The sequence below is a fragment of the Mesorhizobium sp. WSM4846 genome, from assembly GCF_055811415.1.
The window spans coordinates 103544-129906 of the sequence record NZ_JBVVPZ010000007.1 but is presented as its reverse complement, the minus strand read 5'-3'; the positions used below and the strand labels follow the sequence as shown (position 1 = coordinate 129906).

Annotated in this window: 23 protein-coding genes; 7 read left to right on the top strand and 16 right to left on the bottom strand. The window is 63.4% G+C overall.

Annotated elements, in window-relative coordinates:
- Positions 1-4 precede the first annotated feature (4 nt).
- From AC0L15_RS09145 to AC0L15_RS09120, 6 genes are all read right to left on the bottom strand, one after another.
- On the bottom strand, positions 5-592 hold the full coding sequence (locus AC0L15_RS09145; protein WP_287245102.1) for a histidine phosphatase family protein: 588 nt from the start codon (positions 590-592) through the stop codon (positions 5-7).
- Between the two features lie 54 nt (positions 593-646).
- Complete coding sequence (gene fabI / locus AC0L15_RS09140) at positions 647-1465, bottom strand: enoyl-ACP reductase FabI (RefSeq protein WP_091596015.1); 819 nt, start codon at positions 1463-1465, stop codon at positions 647-649.
- Between the two features lie 156 nt (positions 1466-1621).
- Positions 1622-2506: a DUF1194 domain-containing protein gene (locus tag AC0L15_RS09135; protein WP_473496269.1), complete on the bottom strand. Its 885-nt coding sequence runs from the start codon at positions 2504-2506 to the stop codon at positions 1622-1624.
- A gap of 83 nt (positions 2507-2589) precedes the next feature.
- Positions 2590-3339 carry a hypothetical protein gene (locus AC0L15_RS09130; protein WP_473496268.1) on the bottom strand — a complete coding sequence of 250 codons (750 nt, stop codon included), beginning with the start codon at positions 3337-3339 and terminating at the stop codon, positions 2590-2592.
- 266 nt (positions 3340-3605) lie between these two features.
- Positions 3606-4526: a DnaJ C-terminal domain-containing protein gene (locus AC0L15_RS09125; protein ID WP_473496267.1), complete on the bottom strand. Its 921-nt coding sequence runs from the start codon at positions 4524-4526 to the stop codon at positions 3606-3608.
- A gap of 97 nt (positions 4527-4623) precedes the next feature.
- Entirely contained in the window at positions 4624-5100 is a 477-nt protein-coding gene (locus AC0L15_RS09120; protein ID WP_473496266.1) for an RT0821/Lpp0805 family surface protein, read from the bottom strand.
- Between the two features lie 41 nt (positions 5101-5141).
- Between AC0L15_RS09120 and pdxH the strand changes: the two genes are divergently transcribed.
- Complete coding sequence (gene pdxH, locus AC0L15_RS09115; RefSeq protein ID WP_023799362.1) at positions 5142-5759, top strand: pyridoxamine 5'-phosphate oxidase; 618 nt, start codon at positions 5142-5144, stop codon at positions 5757-5759.
- A gap of 79 nt (positions 5760-5838) precedes the next feature.
- On the opposite strand, the gene AC0L15_RS09110 is transcribed toward pdxH, so the two are convergent.
- The 3 genes from AC0L15_RS09110 to AC0L15_RS09100 all read right to left on the bottom strand — a co-directional run bounded on the left by AC0L15_RS09110 (position 5839) and on the right by AC0L15_RS09100 (position 8803).
- On the bottom strand, positions 5839-6147 hold the full coding sequence (locus AC0L15_RS09110) for a type II toxin-antitoxin system RelB/DinJ family antitoxin (RefSeq protein ID WP_473496265.1): 309 nt from the start codon (positions 6145-6147) through the stop codon (positions 5839-5841).
- A 79-nt stretch (positions 6148-6226) separates the two neighbouring features.
- The gene (locus AC0L15_RS09105) at positions 6227-6979 is read right to left on the bottom strand and encodes a crotonase/enoyl-CoA hydratase family protein (RefSeq protein WP_473496264.1); all 753 of its coding nucleotides are present in this window, start codon (positions 6977-6979) and stop codon (positions 6227-6229) included.
- Positions 6980-7033: 54 nt separating this feature from the next.
- Positions 7034-8803, bottom strand: coding sequence for an acyl-CoA dehydrogenase (locus AC0L15_RS09100; protein WP_473496263.1), 1770 nt, complete (start codon positions 8801-8803; stop codon positions 7034-7036).
- 204 nt (positions 8804-9007) lie between these two features.
- Here AC0L15_RS09100 and AC0L15_RS09095 point away from each other — a divergent pair, with 204 nt between their 5' ends.
- Entirely contained in the window at positions 9008-9238 is a 231-nt protein-coding gene (locus AC0L15_RS09095) for a hypothetical protein (RefSeq protein WP_128179850.1), read from the top strand.
- Between the two features lie 169 nt (positions 9239-9407).
- Positions 9408-10511 carry a glycoside hydrolase family 25 protein gene (locus tag AC0L15_RS09090; RefSeq protein WP_473496261.1) on the top strand — a complete coding sequence of 368 codons (1104 nt, stop codon included), beginning with the start codon at positions 9408-9410 and terminating at the stop codon, positions 10509-10511.
- A gap of 38 nt (positions 10512-10549) precedes the next feature.
- On the opposite strand, the gene purD is transcribed toward AC0L15_RS09090, so the two are convergent.
- Positions 10550-11827, bottom strand: coding sequence for a phosphoribosylamine--glycine ligase (purD, locus tag AC0L15_RS09085; protein ID WP_473496260.1), 1278 nt, complete (start codon positions 11825-11827; stop codon positions 10550-10552).
- A 162-nt stretch (positions 11828-11989) separates the two neighbouring features.
- Between purD and ubiA the strand changes: the two genes are divergently transcribed.
- A complete protein-coding gene (gene ubiA, locus AC0L15_RS09080; RefSeq protein ID WP_473496278.1) occupies positions 11990-12973 on the top strand; it encodes a 4-hydroxybenzoate octaprenyltransferase in 984 nt (327 codons plus the stop codon).
- A 200-nt stretch (positions 12974-13173) separates the two neighbouring features.
- On the opposite strand, the gene AC0L15_RS09075 is transcribed toward ubiA, so the two are convergent.
- From AC0L15_RS09075 to AC0L15_RS09065, 3 genes are all read right to left on the bottom strand, one after another.
- Complete coding sequence (locus AC0L15_RS09075) at positions 13174-13743, bottom strand: DUF6101 family protein (RefSeq protein ID WP_023799370.1); 570 nt, start codon at positions 13741-13743, stop codon at positions 13174-13176.
- Between the two features lie 184 nt (positions 13744-13927).
- On the bottom strand, positions 13928-15358 hold the full coding sequence (locus tag AC0L15_RS09070; RefSeq protein ID WP_473496259.1) for an FAD-binding oxidoreductase: 1431 nt from the start codon (positions 15356-15358) through the stop codon (positions 13928-13930).
- A 19-nt stretch (positions 15359-15377) separates the two neighbouring features.
- Complete coding sequence (locus tag AC0L15_RS09065) at positions 15378-16340, bottom strand: L-threonylcarbamoyladenylate synthase (protein WP_473496258.1); 963 nt, start codon at positions 16338-16340, stop codon at positions 15378-15380.
- A gap of 174 nt (positions 16341-16514) precedes the next feature.
- Here AC0L15_RS09065 and AC0L15_RS09060 point away from each other — a divergent pair, with 174 nt between their 5' ends.
- Complete coding sequence (locus AC0L15_RS09060) at positions 16515-16973, top strand: hypothetical protein (protein WP_473496257.1); 459 nt, start codon at positions 16515-16517, stop codon at positions 16971-16973.
- Positions 16974-17008: 35 nt separating this feature from the next.
- On the opposite strand, the gene glyS is transcribed toward AC0L15_RS09060, so the two are convergent.
- Both glyS and AC0L15_RS09050 read right to left on the bottom strand, forming a co-directional pair.
- Positions 17009-19432, bottom strand: a complete 2424-nt coding sequence (gene glyS / locus AC0L15_RS09055; protein WP_473496256.1) for a glycine--tRNA ligase subunit beta — start codon at positions 19430-19432, stop codon at positions 17009-17011.
- 388 nt (positions 19433-19820) lie between these two features.
- The gene (locus AC0L15_RS09050) at positions 19821-20864 is read right to left on the bottom strand and encodes a glycine--tRNA ligase subunit alpha (RefSeq protein WP_084833728.1); all 1044 of its coding nucleotides are present in this window, start codon (positions 20862-20864) and stop codon (positions 19821-19823) included.
- 296 nt (positions 20865-21160) lie between these two features.
- Here AC0L15_RS09050 and AC0L15_RS09045 point away from each other — a divergent pair, with 296 nt between their 5' ends.
- Positions 21161-22987 carry a patatin-like phospholipase family protein gene (locus AC0L15_RS09045; RefSeq protein WP_287288279.1) on the top strand — a complete coding sequence of 609 codons (1827 nt, stop codon included), beginning with the start codon at positions 21161-21163 and terminating at the stop codon, positions 22985-22987.
- Positions 22988-23054: 67 nt separating this feature from the next.
- Here AC0L15_RS09045 and AC0L15_RS09040 read toward each other — a convergent pair whose 3' ends face one another.
- On the bottom strand, positions 23055-24830 hold the full coding sequence (locus AC0L15_RS09040) for a tetratricopeptide repeat protein (protein WP_287280164.1): 1776 nt from the start codon (positions 24828-24830) through the stop codon (positions 23055-23057).
- A 325-nt stretch (positions 24831-25155) separates the two neighbouring features.
- Here AC0L15_RS09040 and AC0L15_RS09035 point away from each other — a divergent pair, with 325 nt between their 5' ends.
- A complete protein-coding gene (locus tag AC0L15_RS09035; RefSeq protein WP_473496255.1) occupies positions 25156-26262 on the top strand; it encodes a helix-turn-helix transcriptional regulator in 1107 nt (368 codons plus the stop codon).
- Positions 26263-26363: the final 101 nt, after the last annotated feature.

The window sequence follows — 26363 nt, the reverse complement described above, 5'->3', positions numbered from 1 at the left end:
TGCATTAGAGCCACTCCAGGCGTCGGCCCTCCAGCCTGAGCAAGCGATCGTGCGGCACATTCAGCCTGGCGGCTTCTTTCTCGGGCATTCCCAGCACCATGCGGAACAGGACGCGCACGACGCCGCCATGGGTCACGCAGACCGTCTGGCGGTCCAGCGCGTCGAACCACGGCTTTACCCGTTCGAGCAGCATTTGATAGCTTTCGGCGCCCTCGCCGGGCGGCAGGAAATTCCACTTGTCGAGGCGCCTCGCCCTGGCCGAGCCGAAATGCCGGGCCTCGAGTTCGGGAAAGGTGAAACCCTGCCAGTCGCCGAAACTCATTTCGACAAGGCGGGGATCGGTGCGGTAAGCTTGGGGATCGAGCCCCATCGCCATGCGAATGCGTTCCATGGTCTCACGCGTTCGCCGCATCGGGCTGGCGACAAAATCGAAATCTTCGGGGTTATGAACAAATTCGGCCAGTCGATGGCCATTGCCGGTCGCCTGCTCGCGGCCGAGCGGGTTGAGATCGGTGTCGGCCTGTCCTTGCAGCCGGGACTCGGCGTTCCACACCGTCTGGCCATGGCGCGCGATGTAGACGAGCGGATACATCAGGTCATCCGGAGAGCGGTCGAAAGCGGGCGGGAGAGTATGTTCGAGGCGGGTCTATTCCTTGACGGTCGAAATATCAGGCGCGTCGACCGCCTTCATGCCGACGACATGGTAGCCGGAATCGACATGGTGGACCTCTCCGGTGACGCCGCGTGAAAGGTTTGAAAGGAAATAGACCGCTGAATCGCCGACCTCCTCTTGGGTCACCGTCTGCTTTAGCGGCGAATTGTATTCGTTCCACTTCAAGATGTAGCGAAAATCGCCGATGCCGGAGGCTGCCAGCGTCTTGATAGGACCGGCGGAGATGGCGTTGACGCGGATTTTCTTGGCGCCAAGGTCGACGGCCAGATAGCGCACGCTGGCCTCGAGCGCTGCCTTGGCAACACCCATGACATTGTAGTGCGGCATCACTTTTTCCGCACCGTAATAAGTCAACGTCAGCAGCGAGCCGCCATCGGTCATCAGTGCCTCGGCGCGCTTGGCGATGGTGGTGAAGGAAAACACCGAAATGTCCATCGTGCGCAGGAAATTGTCGCGCGTCGTCTCGACATAGCGGCCAGTCAGTTCGTCCTTGTCGGAAAAGGCGATGGCGTGGACGAGGAAATCGAGCTTGCCCCAACGCTTGGCGATGTCGTCGAAGACAGCATCGAGCGTTGTCGGATCGGTCACATCGCAATGGCCGGCGACATGGGCGTTGAGTTCCGCCGCCAGTGGCTCGACGCGCTTCTTGAACGCCTCGCCCTGATAGGTCAGCGCGATCTCGGCGCCATGGTCGACGCAGGCCTTGGCGATGCCATAGGCGATCGACCGATTGTTCGCGACGCCCAGGACAAGCCCGCGCTTGCCGGCCATAATGCCTTGTCCACCCGCCATGTGAGCGCTCTCCGCAAGATTTGCTGCTTCGTGAAGTGGCTATCGCACAGGCACAGAGCCCCTTCAAGCGCTCAAAACGGACAGTGCCCGCCCGGCTGACCTTCCGACCTGGATGCCATGCAGCAGTTCTGCAAGCGTAGTTGTGCGTCGAAGAGGTCACTCGATCCTGAAACGAGGCGCATCTGCCGGCGCCGACGCCAATAGGTCGCGAACAAGTTTCCTCGCCATGAATTCACCGGCGTCTTTCGCATCCGAGATGTCCATGGCGAACGCTCCGGGACCGCCGATCACGCTGGAGCGGAAATATTGCGCAAGTTCCGCATCCTGCCCCAGGACCAATCCGTTAATCGTAAAACCTTGCGCCAGCGCCGCGTCTCGCGAGGATTCTGTTCCGCCCGCGAAATTGTCGGTTCCGTTGGCGCAGATGTTCATGACCGCGCGCTGCGTCGCGTGCGGCGATGACGTCAACAGGAGCGAAGCAAAGGCGATCGCCTCCGACATGTCTGTCAGACGATCGTGCATCGCCGCGGGATCAGCGTCGCCGTCGCGGTCCTGCTCCATATCGCCGCCTCCGTAATGGGTTCGGTCGATGAGCGCCACCGAAGCGAGCGCCTGAGACACGCGCGCGGCGTCCTCGGCCGAGCCGATGACGGTCCAGGGCACCAACAGGTCGAACTTGCCATCGCTTGACCATGTGATGACGGCGAACCCGATCCGACGCCGCGGACCGGCGGTGGCGGCGCGCAGGAAGTCGGGGTGGACGAGCGCCCGCACGAGCCCGGCCTGCTGGAGCCATTCCTCATATCGGCCGATCGAGTCCGATACGTCGATTGCTGTGACGACATTGGCGTCGGTGCCCGGCACGACCGCGTTGGCCGCTGGCGAAGCGCCGCACAGGAAGACCATCAGTGGCAGGGCGAGGTGAAGGGCGCGCCAGCGGCAAGGTTTCGCCGGCATAGCAGGCTTCGGCTTCACCGCCTGGTGTTCTGAACGACGCCGGAACCAGCGCGTTGGAACGGACGGAAACAGGTGCGACGGCATTGGCTCCTCCCGGAATGATCCCGGGGTGACGGGCCGGAGCCAAACTTATTCCTCCTGTTCGCGCGGCCGTTTCCGCAATTCGGTTATGTCCGCTTTGAGAATGGCAGGCTCGGATCCATTGCGTGAAGATCCGCATCACGCCCCAGCCCGCGATAGAGGATGAACGCACAGCAACAGGCGACGGCAATCGACAGCATCTCGCCGCCGTCTTCAGCGTAGCCAACGAGCTTCGAGCCCGTCAGGAAGTGCAGCATGTCAACCACCACGGCAAAACCCACAAGACACGCGAACAGCAGCAAAAACACCGATCCGAGGGCTTGTTGCCTCGGTCTGCTTTGCCAGAATGACCACAACAGCGGCGCCAGCAGGCCGAGCGCGACCGCCGACCAGGTGATGATTTCCCCGGTGTCGCGAGCCCGCATGCCCGGCAGCGAAACGAGGTCGAATGTCGCTGCCAGCAGCAGGCCGCCGCGCTCATGGAAACGGGTGGCGTCGTCGAGCGTCACAAAACTGAAAATCAGGGACCAGGCAAGAAACATATGCTCCCTGGTTCGAAGCCAGATGCCGAACAGAAACAGGGCGCAAAGCGCGGCCTGCCCGTAGTTGAACATCTCGGGCAGCGATCCATCCCTGCTGATGTTGAGACGCGCTGGCAGATCGTAGTGTGAAATTCCGACAGATCGAAGCGCCTCGATCGCGAATGGAACGATGATGACGAGGATATTCAGGCATATCACTATCAGCGCGAAAACCCTGCTGAGCCTGTCGTTTCGATACATCGCCCGGATTTCCCCGAACGCATTTTCCAAACTCGATAACGCATGACCCAGCAATCCGACGCGCTCCTTCGTTGCTATTCGTTTGACGGCAATTTCGTTAGTCAACCAATGGTCTGGAAAACGGGGCGGCCGCGGGTTTATTCCGCCCGAGCAAAAGAAAACGCTCCGGCGACAAGCGACTCACCTGCCTGGCGCGAGCCGGACATGTTCCGGGCGGCCATCGAGCGATGTCGCGGAATGCGGCTGAGCCCTGCAGTCGAACAAGACGGACAGGTGAGAGACGAGAGCGTTTGCGGCGCAGCGCGCCTTGACGCGCCAGGCTAGCGTTTGCGGTTGCGCATCAACGCTTCGAGATCGCTGTCGCCACCCTCAGGCAGCATCAGCCGCACATGCGCGTAGAGATCGCCGTGACCGCCGACTTTTTCCGGCAGGCCCCTGCCCTTCAGCCGCAGGACCTTGTCCGAGCTCGACCAGGCGGGAACATTGACTGCAACCTTGCCGGTCGGCGTTTCGACCGCCACCTTGGCACCGAGCACGGCATCCGCCAGCGCAATCGGCAGGTCGGCGTGGAGGTCGCGGCCTTCGACACGGTAGCGCGGATGCCGCCGGAAGCGGATCTTGACCAGCGCATCGCCTGGTTGCCCCGGCCCTTGCTCGCCCTGCCCTTTCAGCCGGATGGTCTGGCCGTCCTCGACATAGGCTGGCAGCTTGACGGCGACCTTGCGCCCGTCGGGGAACATCGCCGTTACCTTCTCGGCAGTCGCCGCTTCTTCGATGGTGATGTCGAGCGTCACGTTCAGGTCGGCGCCGGACGGCGCCTGCCGGCCGGCGCCCATGCCGGCGCCGCGAGAGAAGGTCTCGCCGAAAATCTGGCTGAAGATGTCGCTGCTGCCGTCGAACGGATCGCCGCTCGGACGGCCTGAGCGAAACTCGAAACGCGAGCCGCCCGGCCCTTGCTGCCGGCGAAAACCGGCGAACGGATCGGCGCCGCCGGCGGCGCCCTCGAAACCTTGAAAGCGCGGCTTGCCCTCGGCATCGATCTCGCCGCGATCGAAAGCCGCACGGTTCTTCTCGTCGCCGACGATCTCGTAAGCCTGGTTGGCCGCAGCAAACCGCTCCTTCGCCTTGGGATCCGGATTCTGGTCCGGATGATACTCCTTGGCGAGTTTGCGGTATGCCGATTTTATATCCTGGGCCGATGCGTTCTTGGCAACGCCCAGCACCTCATAGGGGTCGCGCATGCTTCCTGTCCTGGAGAAGGAGTGAGTCCACGATTGCCATCTATATGCGCTCGCATAGGAAGAAATTCCAGTAGCGCGGTCATATGATGGCGGAAAATCAGAGCGCTTTGAAGTCCTGCATCCGCCAGGCGCCGGCGCCGGCCAGGCACACCTCGCCCTTGAACAGGGCGACGCCGTCGAAGCTTTCGCGTGAGGCGGTGAAGCGGCGGCAAAGCTGGCCGTTGTTCCTGGATTCCGCCAGTTCGGTGATCGAGCCGCGCGAACCGGTATCGGAATTCGCCCACGGAACGGCCTGCCCGCCAAGTTCCTGGATATCGGCTGAAGACACCGCGTTGCGGATCGTCGCCTGGTCCGAGGCGCGATCCTGGTCGATCGGCATGGCAGAGGCAGGCGTGCTGCTGGTCAGGATCGTACGGTCGACCTCCGCCTGCTCCAAACTGAAGCCGCCGGCACCGCAGGCGGCAAGCGGCAAGGCGACCAGCACAATCGCGGCGGCCTTGACCGCACTTTGTGCGTTGGCCGAAGCAATAAGGCTCCATTGCCTGCTGTCAAAAAGTTGCGCGATGCGCGACAATCGGCAATCTCCCCCGGCCGGCAATAGAATTTGGAAAAACTATGAGCGAAACTGAGTTAACAAGCGGTGACTTTGCCGAGGCTGCCGAGCCATTCCGCCTGTTTGCCGCATGGCTTGACGACGCGACAAAGAGCGAGATCAACGATCCCAACAGCGTGGCGCTGGCGACCGTCGATGCCGAAGGCATGCCGAATGTGCGGATGGTGCTGCTCAAGGGGTTCGATGAAAGCGGATTTGTGTTCTACACGAATTTTGAGAGCGCCAAAGGCCGCGAGATTCTTGGCAGCATGAAGGCGGCGATGTGCTTTCACTGGAAATCGCTGCGCCGGCAGGTGCGTGCGCGCGGGCCGGTGGAGATCGTCACCGAGGCGGAAGCGGACGCGTATTACGCGACGCGCCCGCGCGGCAGCCGCATCGGGGCATGGGCGTCGAAACAGTCGCGGCCGCTGGAGAGCCGCTTCGCACTGGAAAAAGCCGTTGCCGAATACACAGCGCGCCATGCGATCGGCGAGATCCCACGACCGAAACACTGGTCGGGTTTTCGCATCGTGCCGCAGACGATCGAGTTCTGGCACGACCGGCCTTTCCGGCTGCACGATCGCATTGTCTTCTCGCGCAACGCTGAGGGCGGCTGGGACAAGACAAGGCTTTATCCCTGAGTGGTCCCTGGGATTTCGGCTTCGATATACGTGAAGATGTCGTCGCGATCGGCGAGCGCAAACCGCGCCCAGACCAGCCTCAAGACTCGCCTGCCTCCGCCTTGCGAAGCGCTGCCGCCCGCCGTCCAGAAAAATGGGATTCGGCTTCGGCGTCTTCAACATCCGGCCGCGTATCCTCCAGCGCCTGCTGAACTTTTGCCCGGAGCCAGGCATCATGGGCGTCACTGTTGCTGACAAGTTCGAGCGGCAAGGCGCCCTCATTGGCGGTCCGCGTCAACAAGATACGGACAGCATCGGAAACCGTGAGCCCCATGTTTTCCAGAACCGCCGTGGCGCGTTCCTTCACTTCAGCGTCAATACGGGTCTGGACCAGTGCGTTCGACGGCATGACAGTCTCCTTCGCTGGCACACAATGTAATGCATTTGCATGACATATGCCAGACTCTTGGCCGGCGTCTGGTGCCCAGCTACCCTTTCTTCCTGGTCATGAACGCCGTCAGCGCGGCGCGGGCCTCGTCGGATTTGAGCCGCTCGCGGAAATGCTCGCTTTCCTGGCCGATGCGGTCAACGAGGTCTTCACGCGAGCCGCGCATCAGGTCGCGCGCGATCTTCAGCGCCTGCGGCGGCTTGGCCGCTATCTGGCTGGCCGCGGCCAGGACGGAGGCTTCGAGTTCGTTCTCCTCGACCACTGCGTAGATCAATCCGGCGGCCTTCGCCCGCTCGGCCGAAAATCCTTCGCCGAGGCCAAGCAGCGCGAAAGCGCCTTGCCGGCCGAGAATCTGCGGCGCAAGCAGGCTCGACCCGGCCTCGGGGACCAGGCCGAGATCGACGAAGGGCGTGCGGAATAGTGTGCGCGGCGTGGCGAAAGTCAGGTCGCAATGCAGGTTGAGCGTGGTGCCGATGCCGACCGCGATGCCGTCGACGCCGGAGATCATCGGCTTTTCCGTCCTGGCCAGCGCCATCAGGAAGTCCCAGACTTCGGTGCCGCCCTCGCCGCCGGTGGCGACGACCATGAAATCGGCAAGGTCGTTGCCGGATGAGAAGGCGCCTGGAACACCGAGGAAGACATGGACGCGGATCGCCGGATCGGCGTCGCCCTCGGCAAGGGCTTTGGACATTTTCGCATACATGGCCCGCGTCAAGGCGTTCTTCTTGTCCGGACGGTTCATGCGGATGATCTGGATGGCGCCCTGGCGCTCGACGAGGATATGGTCTGTCACGGGTGATCCTTTGTGAAACGCCGGGCTTTTTGCGAAACGTCAACCCGGTGGCTGTCAGGCAGGAATCAGTGTCTGGCCGGCAGTGGCAAGGCTGTCGGCGCCGCCGATGACACGCTCCTTCAGCGCGGCCGCCTCGCCAAGCAGGTTTTCAGCGAAGAAGCGGCAAACGGCGATGCGGCTTTGGTCGGCAAGCGCGCCGCGCGCCAGATAGGCGCCGCCCGCCGCCAGCGAGATCAGCCGCAGATACGGCGTCGCGCCGGCCAGCGCCGCGTCCGAGCGGCCGTCTGCGAGCAGCCCTTGCAGGAAGCGCGTCGCCTGGCTGAGATCGTCGACCGCCTGGTCGAGGCCATCGGCGGTGCGGCCAAAACCTTGAAGGTTCGAGGTCCGCGCTTGATTGGCGACGGCTTTCAGTTCGGCGATGTAGCCATGCACATGTTCGCCGCCGCCAAGCGGCAGCTTGCGCGCGACCAGGTCTATCGCCTGGATGCCATTGGTGCCTTCGTAGATCGGCGCGATGCGCGCGTCGCGATAAAGTGCTGCCGCACCGGTCTCCTCGATGTATCCCATACCGCCATGAACCTGCAGCCCGAGCGAGGCGACCTCGACGCCGACATCGGTGGAAAAGGCCTTGGCCAGCGGCGTCAGCAGATTGGCGCGCTCCTGCCAATGGATGGCTTCATCGCCGACGGATACGCGCGCGTGGTCGATGGCGTGCGCGCAGGAATAGCTGATGGCGCGCGCAATCTGGGTCAGCGCCTTCATGGTCAGGAGATTGCGCTGCACGTCGAGGTGATGAACGATCGGCGCCATGCCGTTGCCATTATAGCTCGCGGCCTTGCCTTGACGGCGTTCATTGGCGAAGGCGAGCGCCTTCTGCGTGGCAGTTTCGGCGACCGCAACGCCCTGCATGCCGACGGCGAGCCGCGCATTGTTCATCATGGTGAACATGCAGGCGAGGCCCTTGTTTTCCTCGCCGATCAGCCAGCCGATCGCGCCTGGGGCGATCCCTTCGAAACCGTCGCCATAGATCATGGTGCAGGTCGGCGAGGCGTGGATGCCCAATTTGTGCTCCAGCCCGGAGCAGAAGACGTCGTTGCGTGCCCCAAGCGCGCCATCGTCGCCGACCAGGAATTTCGGCACCAGGAACAACGAAAGGCCGCGCGTGCCGGCCGGCGCGTCCGGCAGCCGCGCCAGCACCAGATGGATGATGTTGTCGGCAAGATCGTGCTCGCCATAGGTGATGAAAATCTTCTGGCCGAAGATGCGGTAGGTGCCGTCGCCGGCCGGCTCGGCGCGGGCGCGCAAGGCATTCAGATCCGAGCCCGCCTGCGGCTCGGTCAGGTTCATCGTGCCCATCCATTCGCCTGAGACGAGCTTTTCCAGGTATTTGGCCTTCAACGCCGGTGAGGCATGCTTGTCGAGCGCTTCGACCGCGCCCATGGTCAGCGTCGGGCCGATACCGAAGGCCATGGCGGCGGAGTTCCACATTTCGAGCGCGGCGACGCCCAGCATAGTCGGCAGCGCCTGGCCGCCGAACTCCTCCGGCGCTGACAGCGCGTTCCAGCCGCCGTCGATCCAGCGGCGATAAAGTTCCTTCCAGCCGGGCGGCATGGTGACGGCCGCGCCGCTCAGCACCGCGCCTTGTTCATCGCCGACCTTGTAGAGCGGCGCGACCTCTTCGCCGGCAAAGCGGCCGGCTTCCGCCAGAATGGCGTCGACGAGGTCTTCGCCAAGGTCGCCAAAGGTGCCGGCGTCAAGCGCCGGCTTCAGGCCGGCCACATGCTTCAGCGTGAAGGCGATTTCCTCGACTGGTGCCCGGTACATGCCGCTCGCTCCTCCTCTGTCCGGCAGGTCAACTTAAGGTCCGTGCCGACACAAGACCATCCGCTTTTGGGTCGCCTCCCCCGCCTTCTTTTTACGTAAACGTCAAATTTTGTCACGCAGATTTTGCAATTGCTGCAGCACAGGTTAAATTCGGCAAAAGCCGGGCAGTTCGACCGGCGACGGATCAACTGGATCGGACCGCCCGTGCTCGCTAGACCTGACGCTTATCGCTGCATCGAGTGCGGCCTGCCCTATCGAGCGGCAGGTTTTTGGCACCATCGGGGCAAGATCGAGGACGGCGCCGCCTATTGGTCGGATCGCGGCATCCTGTGTTCGCCGCAATGCTCGCTGGCCCATCACCGCAAGCGCCAGGCTGAGGGGACGCTGCCGCAAGCGCCGGCGCCCGACCCGTTCCACCCGCTCGCCCTGCGTTGATGACCAGCAAAGCCATCCCCGGCACGATTGCGGCGGTCGCCGCGGGCCGCCGAAAGTATTTCCTTAACCATGGCGGTTCAGGATCAGGCTTTGGCCAGCAAGGATCTGCTGTTTGAAGCCGCCGGCGCACCCTCTTCGCCGCCCAGGACTCCTCGCCGTCGCGACCGCGATGGCAATGGCGTTGGCGCCGGCACAAGCCTCGGACTTCTCCGCGCCCTGGAAGAATGCCGACCGGGCGCTGGTGATCGACGCCTACGAATACAATCCCATCGATTGGACCGAGCTTGCCACCGACAAGCGCATCGTCGGCTTCATCAACAAGGCGTCCGACGGGATGCCACCAGCGTATTTCTGTTTCGGCGACGAGACCGCGACGCGGCTCTGCAAGGCGCTGTGGAAGCGCCATGCGGTGGCACAGGAACTGTTCCAGACACGCAAGGTGGTGGCCAAGGCGCTCGGCTTGAAATGGGGCGCTTATCACCTCGCCCGACCCGGCAACCCCGTCGGACAGGCCAATAATTTCATCAATTTCGCGAAACCTGGCCCGGATGACCTGCTCGCCCTCGACATCGAGGATGACGATCCGACGAAATGGATGTCGCTCGACGATGCAGAGGAGTTCGTGCGCCATGTGCATCGGCGGATTGGCCGTTTTCCGGTGCTCTACACCAACGGCAAGACCGCCAAGCACATCGCCGACAACAGGTACAAATACCGGCTCCTGTCGCGGCTGCCGCTCTGGTATGCGCGCTACAAGCCCGACATCGGCGTGCATTTTCCGATGGGCAACTGGCAAGGCTACGCACTCTGGCAGTTTTCGGCAAAAGCCAATTGCGGCCGGTTCCGCTGCCCCTACCGGGTGGCTGGCACGCCGAACGACATCGACGTCAATGTCGCACCGATGGATGCCGCCACCTTGCGCGCGCAATGGCCGTTCGGCGGCCTGATCGATGCGCAGCCGGATTACCTCGCCTCGATACCGCTGCCTCTCTCGCGGGCGGCCGGCCTTGCCGGCAATGTCACCCTTACCTATGCGACCGTGGCACCGCCGCCGAGCTTCACCGAAATGGTCGCCATGTTCGGCGCGGGCTGGTCCAAGTTCCGCGGCAGCTTGCAAATGCCTGCCATAGGGACAGCGCTGCGTCTTCCGCGCCGGATCGCCGACTATCTGGGGTGGCTGCGAAAGGAAAGGCCCTCCGCATCGGCCGTTGAAGCCGCGCCCACCGATCCGGTCAGCACTGCGTCGACCGAGTTGGATCGTCGCCCCCGTTAATCTTGCCCCGCTGATCTTGCCCCGGCTGATCTTGCACGTCAGCGCGCCTGCTCGCGGGCCACGGCCTGCCAGCCGATGTCGCGGCGGCAGAAGCCTTGCGGCCAATCGATCCGGTCGAGCGCTGCGTAGGCTCGTCGCTGCGCCTCGCCGACCGTGCCGCCGGTCCCCGTGACACCGAGCACACGGCCGCCATTGGCGACCAGCGCGCCGCTGTCGATGGCGGTGCCGGCATGAAAGATCTCGACGCCTTCGCCCGCGGCCTGTTCGACGCCGCGTATGACCGAGCCCTTTTCCGGCGTGCCGGGGTAACCCCTTGCCGCCATCACCACGGTGAGCGCCGCCTCGTTGCGCCAGCGCACTGAGGTATGTGCAAGCTGGCCGTCGGCGGCAGCGTTGAGCAGGACCAGGAGATCGTCCTTCAGCCGCATCATCAGCACCTGGCATTCCGGATCGCCGAAACGGGTGTTGTATTCGATCAGCTTCGGCCCCTCGCCTGATATCATCAGCCCGGCAAACAGCACGCCCGAAAACGGCGCGCCGAGTTCGGCCATGCCGCGCATGGTCGGCTCGACGATCTCGCGCATGGTGCGGTCGATCATCTCCGGCGTCATCACCGGGGCCGGCGAATAGGCCCCCATGCCGCCGGTGTTCGGGCCGACGTCGCCGTCACTGAGGCGCTTGTGGTCCTGCGCGGTGCCGAACGGCAGCGCAGTGACGCCGTCGCACAGGCAAAAGAAACTCGCCTCCTCGCCGGTGAGAAACTCCTCGACCACCACCTTTGCGCCGGCCTCTCCGAAGGATCCGTCGAAACAGGCATCGAGTGCTGCCAGCGCCTCGGCCAAATTCATGGCGACGGTGACGCCCTTGCCGGCTGCGAGGCCGTCGGCCTTGATGACGATCGGCGCGCCCATCTTTTCGACATAGGCCCTGGCCGACGCCAGGTCGCCGAAACGGCCATAGGCGGCGGTCGGGATGTCGTATTTCGCGCAAAGATCCTTGGTGAAACCCTTCGAGCCTTCCAGCCGCGCCGCCGCCCTGGACGGGCCAAAGACGCGAATGTTTTCAGCGCGGAGGTCGTCTGCAATGCCGGCGACCAGCGGCCCTTCCGGCCCGACCACGACGAGGTCGATCTTTTTCTCCGTGCAGAACCGGGCCACCGCCGCATGATCGTCAATGTCGAGCGTCACCAACTCGGCTTCGCGGCCGATGCCAGGGTTGCCGGGCGCCGCGTAAAGCTTGGTCAGCAGCGGCGAGGCCGCGATCTTCCAGGCCAAGGCATGTTCGCGGCCGCCGGAGCCGATCAACAATACGCGCATGCCCAGATCCCTTGCCATTCCACGATCAGGACTGCGCTATTGCGCCCCGTACGATGGGTCAAGACATTTGGAAGACTTTGAGCGCAATTCCACACGGGAACGGGGAATGGTTCGGCCCGCTTGACGCTTGACGCCGTTCGCCGCTGCTGCCACTTCAGCACGATGGAACCCATCCAGTCGAAAGCAGCCCAGGGCCGCGTCGCCGATGCGCCGAGCGGCCACTGGGTCTACCGCATCCTGCCACGCTGGCTTTGGCCCTATGCGCAGCTTGCCCGGTGGGACCGGCCGATCGGCTGGCAGTTGCTGCTGTGGCCGTGCTGGTGGTCGGCAGCCCTTGCCGCGAGTGCCCATCCACGCCCTGCTGATCCCCTGCTCTCGCTGCTGCCGGCGCCATGGTATCTCGTGCTGTTCCTGATCGGCGCCGTCGCCATGCGCGGCGCCGGCTGCACCTACAACGACCTGGTCGACCAGGACATCGACAACCAGGTGGAACGCACGCGCTCGCGGCCGCTGCCAGCGGGAAAGGTCACGCGCCGGCAGGCCTGGGCGTTCCTCGCGATCCAGGCACTGGTTGGACTCGCTGTGCTTTTGCAGTTCAACAGCTTTGCCGTCCTGCTCGGCATCGGCTCGCTCGCCGTCGTCGCCATCTACCCGTTCATGAAGCGATTGACCAATTGGCCGCAACTGGTTCTCGGCCTTGCCTTTTCCTGGGGTGCGCTGATGGGATGGGCGGTGGAATTCGGCAATCTCGATGGCCCGGCCGTCATGCTCTATATCGGCTCGATCCTGTGGGTGATCGGCTACGACACGATCTATGCGCATCAGGACAAGGAAGACGACGCCATCGTCGGCGTGCGCTCAACCGCACGCCTGTTCGGCGACAACACCAAGACCTGGCTCGTCGGGTTTTATGGCGGAGCGCTGGTCTGCTTCGCCGTCGCCTTCGCGGCGGCGCAGGCGCCGGTGCCGGCGCTGGCCGGGCTGGTCGCCGCCGGCGCCCATATGGCGCGGCAGATCACCGTGCTCGACATCGACGATCCCGACCAGTGCATGCTTCTGTTCAGGTCGAACAACCAGGTCGGCTGGCTGGTCTTCCTCGGCCTGATCGGCGGTGCGTTGTGGGTGGCGCTGAAGCCGCTGGTGTAGCGGCTTTTTTCCTTCTCCCCTTGTGGGGCCCGAAGGGCGGGCGAGGCGCGTGACTCGCCCCGGGCGGTGGATCGGCGCGTAGCGCCGAGACAGTTGAGGGGTGTTGGAACAAATGAGGCGTTCGCGTTTCCTAGAACACCCCTCATTCGGCCGCTTCGTGGCCACCTTCTCCCACAAGGGGAGAAGGGAAAGCGCTCGCTCTATTCGTCGCGCGAAATAATCTCCTGGCCGCCGATCACCAGCCTGAGGCCGAGGGCGCCGGCCCTGCGGCGGGCGAGGAAGCGCGGACGACGCATGGTCGAAAGCCGACCCCTGCGACGGTCCTGCGCGGGTAATGTCTTGATGGCGACGCCAAGCGATTCCTCCAGGGTGCGGGCGATGCCGTCGGATTCGATCAGAAGCATCGGCAGACGGTAGGCATCGGCCCAGGCGCGCCAGTCGGCGGCGACATCCTCGAGATCGTCGGCCACCAGGAGCGGCACCGACAGCATCGGATCATTGTGCAGAAGCTCCAGCGTCACCGTGACATTGCCGTCCGGGTCCTCCATTGCGCGGGCTGCCACGCCACGAAACGCATTGGCGGGCAGAGCGATGAACGCCGGCAGGCCGCTCATCTCCAGCACGCGGCGAATGACGGCGCCACGATGGTCGATGGTGAAGGTAACGTCGCCATAGTCGTCGCGCGTCGCGTAGCTCACCACCTGCGGCAGGCGGAGTGGGTCGAGGCGCATATTGCGCCCAGCCCAGACTGGCTTCAGTCCAGTGTTCATATCGTGCCTTTCCTGTCTCTCCTGAGAGCCGGTCTTCCGGTTCTCCGGGCCGGTTTTTCCGGCCTCGTTGTGGGGAAACATTAGCGCGGGCTTCTTATCGCAGCGCTTAAGAAAGTCGGTTAAATTTTGCTGATCTCGAGGGGATGGTTATCGGAATGCAACCATTCACAAGACGGCGAAAGGATCAGATAACCTTACCGGGATTCATGATGCCGGCCGGGTCGAAGGCCGTCTTCACCCTGCGCATCAGTTCGATCGCCATCGGCGGCGCTGTCGCGATCAATTCATCCCGCTTCAGCTGGCCGATGCCGTGCTCGGCCGAGATCGAGCCGTGAAGGCTGCGCACGACATCGTGCACGGCCCTGTTCATGGCGTGATAGAGCCGGAGAAACGCCTCGTCATCGCCACCGATCGGCCGGGAGATGTTGTAGTGGAGATTGCCGTCGCCCATGTGGCCGAAACACACCTCGCGCGCACCGGGGCTGACCGATTGAACGGCGCCGGCTGCCTTTTCGATGAATTGCGGGATGGCCGCCACCGGCACAGAGATGTCGTGCTTGATCGAGGCGCCTTCGGGCTTCTGCGCCTCGGGCAGCAGCTCGCGGAAATTCCAGAAGGCATCGCCCTGCGCGATGCTCGCCGCAATCACCGCATCGCCGACGATCTCCTGCTCGAGGCCGGCTGAGAGCACCTCCTCGATCAGGGCCCTCGCATCCTGCGCCGAGCGACCCGAAGAGATCTGCATCAGCACATACCACGGCCAATCCCCGGACAGCGGCCGCACGACGCCTGGCGCGTGCAGCAGCGTAAATTCGTGGGGCCGCTGGCCGATCAGTTCGAAAGCAGTGAGCGCCGCACCGGCGCGATCCATCGCCAGGCTGAGCAGGGACAGTGCCGCCTCAGGTGACGACAGGCCGGCAAAGGCCACTTCGCGTCCCTTGGGCTTTGGGAAAAGCTTGAGCACGGCGGCGGTGATGACGCCGAGCGTGCCTTCCGCACCGATGAACAGGTTTTTTAGATCGTAACCGGTGTTGTCCTTCTTCAGCTTGCGCAGATCGTCGAACACCTCGCCGGTCGGCAGCACCACCTCGACGCCAAGGCACAGCTCACGCGCATTGCCATAGGCGAGAACGCCGGTGCCGCCGGCATTGGAAGAGAGATTGCCGCCGATCTGGCAGGAGCCTTGCGCGGCAAGCGACAGCGGAAACAGCCGGTCGGCGGCATCGGCCGCTTCCTGCAGCGTCTGCAGGATGACTCCGGCCTCGACGGTGACCGTGTTGGAGAGGACGTCGATCTCGCGGATGCGGTTCAGCCGCGACAGCGACAGCACGATCTGGCGGCCGGACGAGTCCGGCACCTGCGCGCCGACCAGCCCGGTGTTGCCGCTTTGCGGCACGACCGGCGTTCCCGTCTCGGTTGCCAGCTGCATGATGCGGCTGACCTCGTCGACACTGCCGGGCCTCAGCACCAGCGCCGTCCGGCCATGCCACAGACCGCGCCTCTCCGTGAGGTAAGGCGCGATATCCTGCTGGTCGCGAAGCGCATATTTGTCGCCGACGATTGCCGCAAAGCGGTCGATGAGGGCGGGGTCGATATCCCTTGAGATGTCGTTCATGGATGGGAAACTATGGTGCTCAATCGATCTTGTCACGAGGGGCGGCGGCACGCGAAAGCCGGTCGTTGATCGCCTCGCCCAGCCCGTCGGAGGGGATCGGCTCGACGGCGATTGTGTTGGCGCCGCTGCGATCGAGATCCTGCATATGGGCAAAGAGGTTGGCCGCGGCCTCGCGCAGGTCGCCGGTCTCTGACAGGTTGCGCAAGGCGGCTGCGCCTTGCCAGCCTTCGGCGCGGCGCGGGCCGAACGCCAGCAAGGCTTCGCCCTTTGCGACTTTTGCGGCGTTGATCCGCACTGCAGCACCCGGCGCGTAATGCGAGGCGAGCATGCCCGGGGCCTCGATGCCCGCCGCGCCGCGCAGCAGCTTCATGCCGGCGGTCGCTTCGATCTCTTCGGCGGCAATGCCGCCCGGCCGCAGCAGCCGCAGCTTTCCGCCCTCTATCTTCACGATTGTCGATTCGACCCCGACCGACGTCGCGCCGCCATCGACCACCAGCTTGATTTTTGGACCGAGATCGGCGGCCACGGCCTCGGCCGTCGTTGCGCTGATCCTGCCTGAGGAATTGGCGCTGGGCGCTGCAAGCGGGCGTCCGAGCCTGGCGATCAGTTGGCCGCCAAAGCCTTTCGGCATGCGCAGCGCGACCGTATCGAGCCCGGCGGTGACCAGCGGATGAATGCCGTTGCCGGGCCGCTGCGGCAGCACCAGCGTCAGCGGTCCCGGCCAGAATGTCTGCGCCAGCCTTTTCGACACGGGATCGAACAGCGCGATGCGATCGGCCATCGCCAGATCGGCGACATGAGCTATCAGCGGATTGAAGCGCGGCCGGCCCTTGACCTCGAAGATGCGCGCCACGCCAACACCATTGGTGGCATCGGCGGCCAGCCCGTAGACGGTTTCGGTCGGAATGGCGACGACATCGCCCCCTTCGAGCAGCGCCAGCGCCCGCTCCATCGCCTCGCCGGCGGCAAGTATCTCAGCCACTCTCATCACCTTACAGAAGCGGGACCTTACGATGTCGGTGCGTAATACGGTGACGTTCACGGGGCAAGTCCGGGCGGAAGCGAATTGCCAATAGCTAAAATGCCAGCTTTCCTGGCAAGCCCGCATCAATTCCCGGACGCTATGGTGCCGGCTTGTTGGGCAAGGGGAGCTATCATGGTCTGGGTGCGTATCCTGAGGGCGCTTGGCCTCACTCTGGCGGCGGGCACAGCACAGGCTTCATCCTTCGTTGTTCCTGCTGCACCATCCTCGACCCCGTCCGTCGTCAGCCTCGGTGCGCCTGAACCGGCGAAGGTGGCTGGCAACTCCTCGACGCCATCGATCGTGGCGCTCGGCGAACCAGTGCCCGATGTCACCTATGAAAAAGTTTCTGCGATCCCGAGCCAGCCCAAGCCCAAGCATGATTTCACGCAAAGCCCGATGATCATTCGCGGCGGCATCGTCGGTGACGCCTTCGCAACACCGGCGCCCAGCCCCGCACCTGCCGCGACAACCGTTGCCGCAGCACCTGCGGCGGCCACGAAATCCGACAAAAAAATTACCGCAACGAACAGCCCGCCTGAGCCCGCCACACCGCAACCAACGCCGATCCCCGAGATCGACCAGGCCAAATAGCCGTTCGCAGCCACGCTCGCCTAAATTGCCAAGCCTCAGCCGGCGATTTTCGAGAAATCCGCGACCTGGTCGGTCGCTGCCCGGATGCGCGCCAGCAACGCCAGGCGGTTGGCGCGCACGGCCTGGTCCTCATCATTCACAAGAACGCGTTCGAAGAATGAATCAACCGGTTCACGCAACGCGCTAAGCGCCAGCATGGTGGCGGAAAAGTCTTCGTTGTGAATCGCTTGGCCGGCTTCCTTCTCGGCCTGATTCACCGCGGCAAACAGCGATTTCTCGGCCTCTTCCCGGAATCGAGCCGGCTCAACATTTTCGGCGATCGTCGTTTTCTTCTTCTCCTCGGCGGCCAAAATGTTGGCCGCGCGCTTGGTGCCGGCTAGCAGGTTCTTGCCGTCCTCGGTGTCGAGGAAAGAGCCTAGGGCTTGGACGCGACGAACGATTTGCAGGAGATCGTCGGACCGCGGCGTGATGACCGCATCGATCAGATCATGCCGCGCGCCCTGGTCGCGCAGATAAACTTTCAGGCGGTCATGGAAGAAAGCGAGGAGGTCGGAACGGTAGACTTGCTCCGCCTTCCCTTCCAGCGTTGTAATCGCATTCTTGTCGAGATAGTTCGCCCACTCATAGGCGCTTCCGAAGGTGGGCATGAGCGGCAGTCGGATACCGTTCTCGACTAGAATCCTCACCACCCCCAGCGCCGCGCGGCGGAGAGCATAGGGGTCCTTTGACCCGGTCGGTTTTTCGTCAATCGCCCAGAACCCGACCAGCATGTCGAGCTTGTCGGCGAGCGCTACGGCCACCGATACGGGATCGGTCGGCACGCGGTCGGACGGGCCCTGCGGCTTATAGTGCTCCTCGACGGCGGCGGCGACCGAGGGATGCTCGCCCTGCAGCAGCGCGTATTTGCGGCCCATGGCGCCCTGCAATTCCGGGAATTCGCCGACCACCTCGGTAGTGAGGTCGGCCTTGGCCAGGACTGCGGCACGGCGCGCCAGCGCGGTAATCTCCCCCCTCGAGGGGGAGATGTCGCCGAAGGCGACAGAGGGGGTCGCTGATCCACGCGCAACGACCCCCTCTGGCCTGCCGGCCATCTCCCCCTCAAGGGGGGAGATTCCGCTCGCCACTATCGGCGCCAATTCTTCAGCCAGTTGGGCAATCCGCTCCACCCGCTCACCCTGCGTGCCGAGCTTGGCGTGGAAGGTGACGCCGAGATGGTCGAGGCGGGCCATGCGCTGGTCGAGCGGCTTTTTGAGATCGAGCCCGAACTTTTCCGCCGATGCCTGCAACTGGTCGAGGTCGGGCAAATCGCCCTGGTCGGTCTTCCAGAAATAGAGCGCGTCGGAAAGGCGGGCGCGTACCACCTTGCCGTTGCCGTGGGCGATCTCCTTGCCGCCGTCACTGGCCTCGATATTGGCGGTCAGGACGAAGCTGTTGGAAAGGCGCGATTGGCCAATCTCCCCCCTTGAGGGGGAGATGCCCGGCAGGGCAGAGGGGGGTGCCTCGCGCTGAGATGTCGGCGGGACAGCCCCCCCCTCTGTCGCCTGCGGCGACATCTCCCCCTCAAGGGGGGAGATTTGTCGCATCGTCACAAAACACTTCTGGTTGGCGCGGATCGTCAGTCGGATCACCTCGGCCGGAATGGCGAGAAAGTCCTGCTCGAATTCGCCCATCAGCACGACCGGCCATTCGACCAGGCCTGACACTTCCTCAAGCAGCCCCTCGTCCTCGACAAGGTTGAGCCCGTTGGCGAAAGCGAGATTCCTGGCGTCGGCAAGGATGATCTGCTTGCGCCGGTCGGCGTCGAGCACAACCTTCGCCGCCTCCAGCTTGGCGGCATAGTCGTCAAAACGGCGCACGCCGATGGCGCCCGGCGCGTGAAAACGATGGCCGTAGGTGATGTTTCCCGAGCGGATGCCGTCGATCTCGAAATCGACGACCACCGGCTCCTCGGTCTCCGGGCCGAAGGTGCAGAGGATGGACTGCAGCGGCCGCACCCAGCGCAACGATCCCGGTTTCGCCGAGGCTGGCCCCCAGCGCATCGATTTCGGCCATGGAAAGTCGCGGATGATGCCCGGCACCAGTTCAGCGATTATCGTCTCGGCCGCCCGGCCCGGCTTCGCAATATGGGCGACATAGAAGTCGCCCTTCTTCGGATCGACGTGGACATGCGCCTCGGCGATCGAGGAAAGACCGGCCTTGCGCAGAAAACCTTGGACCGCCTGTTCGGGCGCTTTGGTCGAGGGTCCCTTGATCTCCTCGCTTATGTCCTTCGAGCGCGCGGTCACGCCGCGAATGTCGAGCGCCAGCCGGCGCGGCGTCCAATATTCGCGCGCCGCCTCATAGGTCAGCCCGGCCTCGACCAAACCGTCCGTCATCATCTTCTTCAGGTCGCCCGCCGCCTTGCGCTGCATGCGAGCGGGAATCTCTTCCGAACGAAGTTCTAAAAGCAGGTCGGGCATAAATTGTGCTCACGCGGCGAAATGGTCCAGGCGGCATAGCAACTCGGCTGGTCCCATGCAATCGGCGCATCCACGGACGATTGCCAAAAATATGCCGCTGCCTGTCGGGCCAGAGCGGGACCATCCGTCCTTGGGTCAAAGATCTCCATGAACCGAACGCAGCGCTGAAGCGACCAACGCTCAGGCAGAAAACTATTGGCTGAACGACTATGAAGACGGCATCGACATTTCTGCAGATCCTCGCGCTCAGCGCCTGTTTTGCGGCGCAGGCTCATGGCACGTTCACGATGCCCGGCGTTAGACAAGCGCTGCGGACAATGGCTGGCTCGAGCGGCCAAGGCGTATCGCCAATCAGCGTATCAGTCGAAATCGCAAACAGCCTCTGGAGCTAAGCCGCCAGACCACCTGCCTGCGTCAGCAAAAACGCCTCGCCGCAGGCTTTCGCCAGATTGCGCACCCGCAAGATGTAGCTCTGCCGCTCGGTGACGGAAATCACGCCGCGCGCGTCGAGCAGGTTGAAGACGTGGCTGGCCTTGATGCACTGGTCGTAGGCGGGAAATACCAGACGGTGGTTCCCCTCCCCCTTGAGGGGGTGGCCAGACGCGGGAGGAGTCGCTGGGACCTTGCTTGCGGTGCCTTCTGAGGCGACCCCCTCTGCCCGCTCCGCGGGCATCTCCCCCTCGAGCGGGGAGAGGGGCGCGCCGGCATCGAGCAGCGCCTTGCACTCGGCTTCGGCGTCTTCGAAATGCCGAAGCAGCATCGCGGTATTGGCGAATTCGAAATTGTGCCGCGAATATTCCTGCTCGGCCTGCAGGAAGACCTCGCCATAGGTCACCTTGTCGGCGCCGTCGCGGCCGTTGAAGTTGAGGTCGTAGACATTGTCGACGCCCTGCACATACATGGCCAGCCGCTCCAGCCCGTAGGTGAGCTCGCCCGCCACCGGCGCGCATTCGATGCCGCAGACCTGCTGGAAATAGGTGAACTGCGACACTTCCATGCCGTCGCACCAGCACTCCCAGCCCAGCCCCCAGGCGCCGAGCGTCGGGCTTTCCCAGTCGTCCTCGACGAAGCGGATGTCATGCAGAAGCGGATCGACGCCGATCGCCGCCAGCGAGCCGAGATACAGTTCCTGCAGGTTGGGCGGGTTCGGCTTCAGGATCACCTGGTACTGGTAATAGTGCTGCAGCCGGTTCGGGTTCTCGCCGTAGCGCCCGTCCTTGGGCCGGCGCGAAGGCTGCACATAGGCCACGTTCCAGCGCTTTGGCCCCAGCGCGCGCAAGGTCGTCGCCGGGTGGAACGTGCCGGCACCGACTTCCATGTCATAGGGCTGGAGAACGACGCAGCCATAGTCCGCCCAGTAGTTATGCAAAGTCAGGATCAGCCCCTGGAACGAGCGGCTGGGATGCATATGGGCTGGGATATCAACTGTCACGGCGGCCTCGACGGGAAAGACGGGGATGCGGCCCTCCCTAGAGCGCCCACCGGCAAGCGTCAAGGCAAGGGGGCCGGCCGCAGGCAGGGCAATCGGGTGAGTTAACGCGTGACATACGGCGAAACGGCAGGGACGTGGCGGCCTGATCGTGGCCCTTCCTGGGAGCCAGAGATGAGAGCGCCCAGCGATCAGTCCCGCGCCTCAGCCGTTCGGCGGCTCTCATGTGTGGTATCATCCGGCAGGAGTCCAGCACCCTCGAGGAGACAAAAGTCATGAATTCCCAAGGGATGGCTCAGATGTCCTCCGTCGATTCTCTTGCAGCGAGTTTATTGTCGGCGACATTGATGTTCGATCGGGCGTCGTTGCTGGCGCTCGAGGCTTTAGCTGCCGAATCCGACCGTCGGGTCCTGCGACGCGGTGAGGTTCTGGTACGCGAAGGCGATGCGTCGGACAGGTTTTTCATCGTGCTGTCTGGACGCTTTACGGTACACAAAGGAGATTCGACTGGCTCGGTCGCCGAGATCGCACAGGGTGAACTCATCGGTGAAATCGGTTTCTTCGCGGGACTACCCCGCATGGCCACTGTCCTTGCAGCGCGCGATTCGATCGTCCTTGAAATCGGTCGCAATCATTTCGAGAAGGCGGCCGAGACATTGCCGAGCCTGAGGGAGGCGGTCACGGTATTTCTGGCGCGCCGGTTTGCCATCCAATCTCCGAGTTCGTCGCGTCTCAAGGAACCTGCCAAGATCCGAACGCTTGCGATCATTGCAGCCGGCGGAAGTCGCATCTCACCGGTGTTCATCCAGCACCTGCGGCAAGCGTTCGGCGCGGCCACGCGCGCTCGGTTCGTTTCCCGGCTTGACATCCAAGCGAAGTTCCCAGGTCTTCCGATCGACGACCAGCCGATCCTTAACTGGTTGAACGAACTGGAGGCGGAAGCCCAATTCATCGTCTATGTTGCCGATGAGGAACCTAATGAGTGGACCCAAGTCTGCATTCGCCAGGCCGATGCCGTCCTGTTGCTGGCCAACGCGTCCTGCTCGCCTCGCCTGAACCCGTCTGAGGAACTGACGCTATCGGTCCATCCGCCATCGACCAGTCGGCTTGTCCTAATTCACGACACTCGCTCGGCTGAGGTCTCCGGTACCTCTGCATGGCTCGATGAGCGACCCTATGTTGACCAGCATCATCATGTTGCGCTGGACGACGCGTCTGATTTCCAGCGCCTGGTCCGATTTATTTCGGGCAAGGCACTGGGCTTCGTGGCGGCAGGGGGTGGGTCCCTCGGCAGCGCTCATTTGGGCGTCTACAAGGCTTTCGTTGAGGCGGGCGCTTGCTTCGACTATCTCGGTGGGACAAGTTCCGGCGCGGCGATGATGGCCGGCTTCGCCAGAGGCTTGGATGCCGACCAGATCGACCGAGGCACCCACAACATATTTATCAAAAGCCGGGCGTTTCGCCGTCCCACCTTGCCGCATTTCGCGCTTCTGGATCACAAAGCGTTTGATCGGGCCCTTCGGCTGGAATACGGCGACGTTCTGATCGAGGATCTTTGGCTTCCGTTCTTTGCGCTTTCGACCAATCTGAGCAGCCGTCAGCCTCATGTCCACCGTCGTGGAAAGCTCTGGCACGCCGTTCGGGCGTCCGGCTCCATCCCGGGCGTCCTGCCGCCGTTCTTTACGGATGACGGCGATATGCTGGTGGACGGCGCTATCATGAACAATTTGCCGCTGGAGCAGATGAAGGAGCTCAAGACCGGACCCAATGTCATCGTTACCTTCGGGTCGAGTGCACCGCAGAAATACGACATAGACTATGACCGTATCCCCGGAGCTTCCGAACTGGCATTGGCCTTGCTGAACCCTTTCGGTCGTGCCCGCTTGCCTCGGGTTCCCAGTATGCTTCAGGTCATTGCCTCGAGCATGCTGGCACACCGGCCGCAGGACATTGCCGTCGGCGAAGAGGATATCCTGATCTGTCCGGAGGTTTCCAACACGATCAGCTTCATGGATTGGAGTCGGCATTCCGAGTTGTTTTCGGATGCCTACGACCGTACGACCCGATGGATCGAGGAACAGAACGACTCAGGGCTCCGAGCGGTGCTCGGCACCGCGCACGATTAGCATAGCTTATGGTCCAGACCCTTAGCGACAGCGGCGACGAGCCCCGCATAATCGAATTCAGAAGTATTCAGCCCTTTGGCGCAGTCGTCGGTTCGGGCTTGACCTTCGGGGTTTCCTGCGCCGTGTTGGATTCGATCGGCGGCAGGCCCTTCAGCAGTTTCTGCTGCAAGGCGGCGAGCACGCCGGGATCCGGCTTGAGGTCGCGAGCTTGGTTCCACTGGAAGGTGGCTTCCAATTTGCGGCCGACGCGCCAATAGGCATCGCCAAGGTGATCGTTGAGCACCGGATCTTCCGGCTTCAACGAAACGGCACGTTCCAATTCGCGCACCGCATCGTCGAATCGGCCAAGGCGGAAATAGGCCCAGCCCAGCGAATCGACGATGTAGCCGTCGCTCGGCCTGAGCTCGACGGCCTTCTGGATCATCTGAAGGCCTTCCTCGAGGTTGGTGTTCATGTCCACCCAGGAATAGCCAAGATAGTTCAGAACCTGCGGCTGGTCGGGGAACAATTCCAGCGCCTTGCGGAAATTCGGCTCGGCCTTCGGCCACTCCTTCAGTCGCTCATAGGCGATGCCGCGCTGGTAGAAAATGTTCCAATCGGCGCGGGTCGGGGCCTTCAGCATCGCCACCGCCTTGTCATAGAGACCGGCCGCGGAGCGGAAATCCTCCTTCGAGGCATAGACGCCACCGAGCGCCTGATAGGCGCGCATGTCGTCGGGGCGCGCTTCGACGAGGGCCTTCAGATGGGCGATGGCCTCGTCATAGCGGTCGAGATCTGCAAGGTTGAGGCCGAGCTGCAGTTCCGACAGCGTCTTCAGCGGCGAACTGGCCGGGATGCGGCGATAGAAGGCGATGGCGCCCTCGCCGTCCTTCAACTGCTCGGAGACGGCGGCGAGTTGGACGAGGGCCGCGTCGCTGTCGGGCCTCAGTGCCAGGGCGTATTGCAGATAGAGGCGGACGAACGGCTCACCGCCGCCGCGATTGAGCGCGGTGGCGAGATCGAGCAGAATTTCCGAGGCGCCGTCGGACGGGCCGGCAACGAAGGGTTCGATCTTCTCGCCCTTGGTGATCCTGTCGCGAAGCGCCGATATCTCGACCTTGCCGGGTGCAAATGCCTCGGCCTGATCGAGCACGGACAGCGCCTTGTCCTTGTCACCCTTGCGGGCAAGGAAGGAGGCATAGGCCTGCGCGTTGCGCATCCAGGTTTCGGGCGCGGCGGCGCCGGTCGCGGTGTCCTGCAAGGTGGCGGCGTAGATCGCATCCGCCTTTTCGGGCAGGCCCGAGGCATCGGCGATCAGCCCGCGATGGAAGGATTTGAACAGGCCGAACCAGTCCGGGCCCTGCAGCTTGTCGATGGAGGCCATGGCCTCGCCGGGATCGCCGGCGCCCTGCTTGGCCCAGCCGGTCATGACACCGGAGATCAGCCGGTCGAGATCGGATTCGAGCGAAAGCTTGAGCCAGTATTCGGCCTTGGAAAAGTCCTTCTTGTGAAAGGAGCCGACGGCCAGCGCCAGGCGCGAGAACCGCTCGACGTCGGGAACCGTCTTGAGCTTGTCGGCATAGACCAGGGATTCTTCGAAGCGCCCCTGCGCGATCAGCGACAGCATCAGGCTTTGCTGCAACGAGGTGTCACCGGGAGCGAAGGCGAGCGCCTGCTTGTAGTAGGCGATGGCGCTGTCGAGATCATTGTCACCTTCGGCGACCCGCGCGGCAAGATAGGCCCCCGAGAACGACGTGATATTGACTGGCTCGGTGGTCTCTTTGGCATAGGCGGGCAGACCGGAGACCGCCATGCCCGTCACAATTGCCAGCCCTGTCAGCCAGCGCGCACATCCTTGCCGCATCATATTCCTTTCAGTCGAAGCCATACCCGCGTCAGCGGGATCGCCGTTGACTCGATCTTTTCCACGTTAAGCATGGCCTTTTTGGGGTGAGGCTTCAACCCGGCCCGAATTCACAATCGGGTAATGCTATCAAAAACAACGCGGAAAGGCGCCAAATTGCGACCGTCGACCGCGATTTGCCGGCCTGACGCGCTGCCGGCCTGTCCTGCTGCAGCATCGGCGCCGCGATGCCGTAAGCGATCCGTAAGCGGCGGGCGTCGATAGTTTCCGCAGCGGAATGATGCGTGGAACCGTGCAGATGGATGCCGTTGCTTCGCCCAGGAAGATGGCGATGCTGGAAATGCCGCAGGGCCAGCAGGCCTTCGCCATTGTCGATCGAATCTACGAAGCGTCGTTCGCGGCCGAGCTGTGGCCGGAGGTATTGGCGGCGGCAAGCGCGATCTCCCGCTCGGCAAACGGCGCGATCTTTGTAGTCAGCGATCATTCGCCGGTCCGCGCCATCACCGAAACGCATCTCCAGCCCTTGCTCGATGAGTTCATGAAGGGAGACACTTGGCGGTTTTCCGAGAGCGTGAAGCGCTTGTGCGCCGCGCTGCCAGCAAGCTTTGTGCGGGTCGATAATTTCATCACCTGCGAGGAGATCGAGCGCGATCCCGTTCGCAAAAGTGCCACCGCGTTTGGCATCGGGCCGCATCTATGCACAGCCATCCCCATGCCTGGCGGCGAGCTTGTCCTTTTTGTCTTCCAGCGCTGGCTGAAGGACGGGAGTTATGACCAGGCCGCAATCGATCTGTTGAACGGACTGCGTCCGCACCTCGCACGGGCCGGCCTCGTCGCCGGGCGCCTGGGTCTGGAACGGGCCAGGACCGCCGTGTCCATTCTGCGGGAAATCGGGCTGCCGGCCGCAATCATGAGTGGATCGGGCCGTGTGCTGACGGCCAATCCGCTTTTCGAAGGCATGGCGGACGTCTTCCTTCCCACAGCCCATGGCGGCATGGCGATTGCCGATCAAACTGCAAACGCGCTTTTCCAGCAGGCCATCGCGCAGAACCGGGATAACCGCGTCGTGCGGTCCATCCCGGTTGCGGCCATCAAGGGGCGGCCCGCGCTGGTCATTCAGCTGTTGCCGCTGCGCCGCGCCGCACACGATATTTTTTCGGGTGCAGATGTATTGGTTGTCGCAACCACGGTCGGTACCGGCGCCACTGTTCCGTCGCCCAATGTCCTTTCAGGCCTGTTCGACCTGACGCCGGCGGAAGCCCGGCTCGCCGTCGAGCTGGCCTCCGGCCATTCGGTGCAGGAGGCGGCCATGGAAATCGGCATCGCCGTCAAATCGGCCCGCACCTATCTCGAGCGAATCTTCCGGAAAACCGAAACCAGCCGTCAGAGCGAACTCGTGGCGCTGCTGAAGAGCGCGTGGTCATTTTCATGACCTCGACAGTTTGCCGGGCGCTGACCGTCACGGAGCCCTGCCCTGCTTGCTAACCATGCTACTGCGGAGCGAGCATGATTTCACCGCCGCAATTCCGGGAA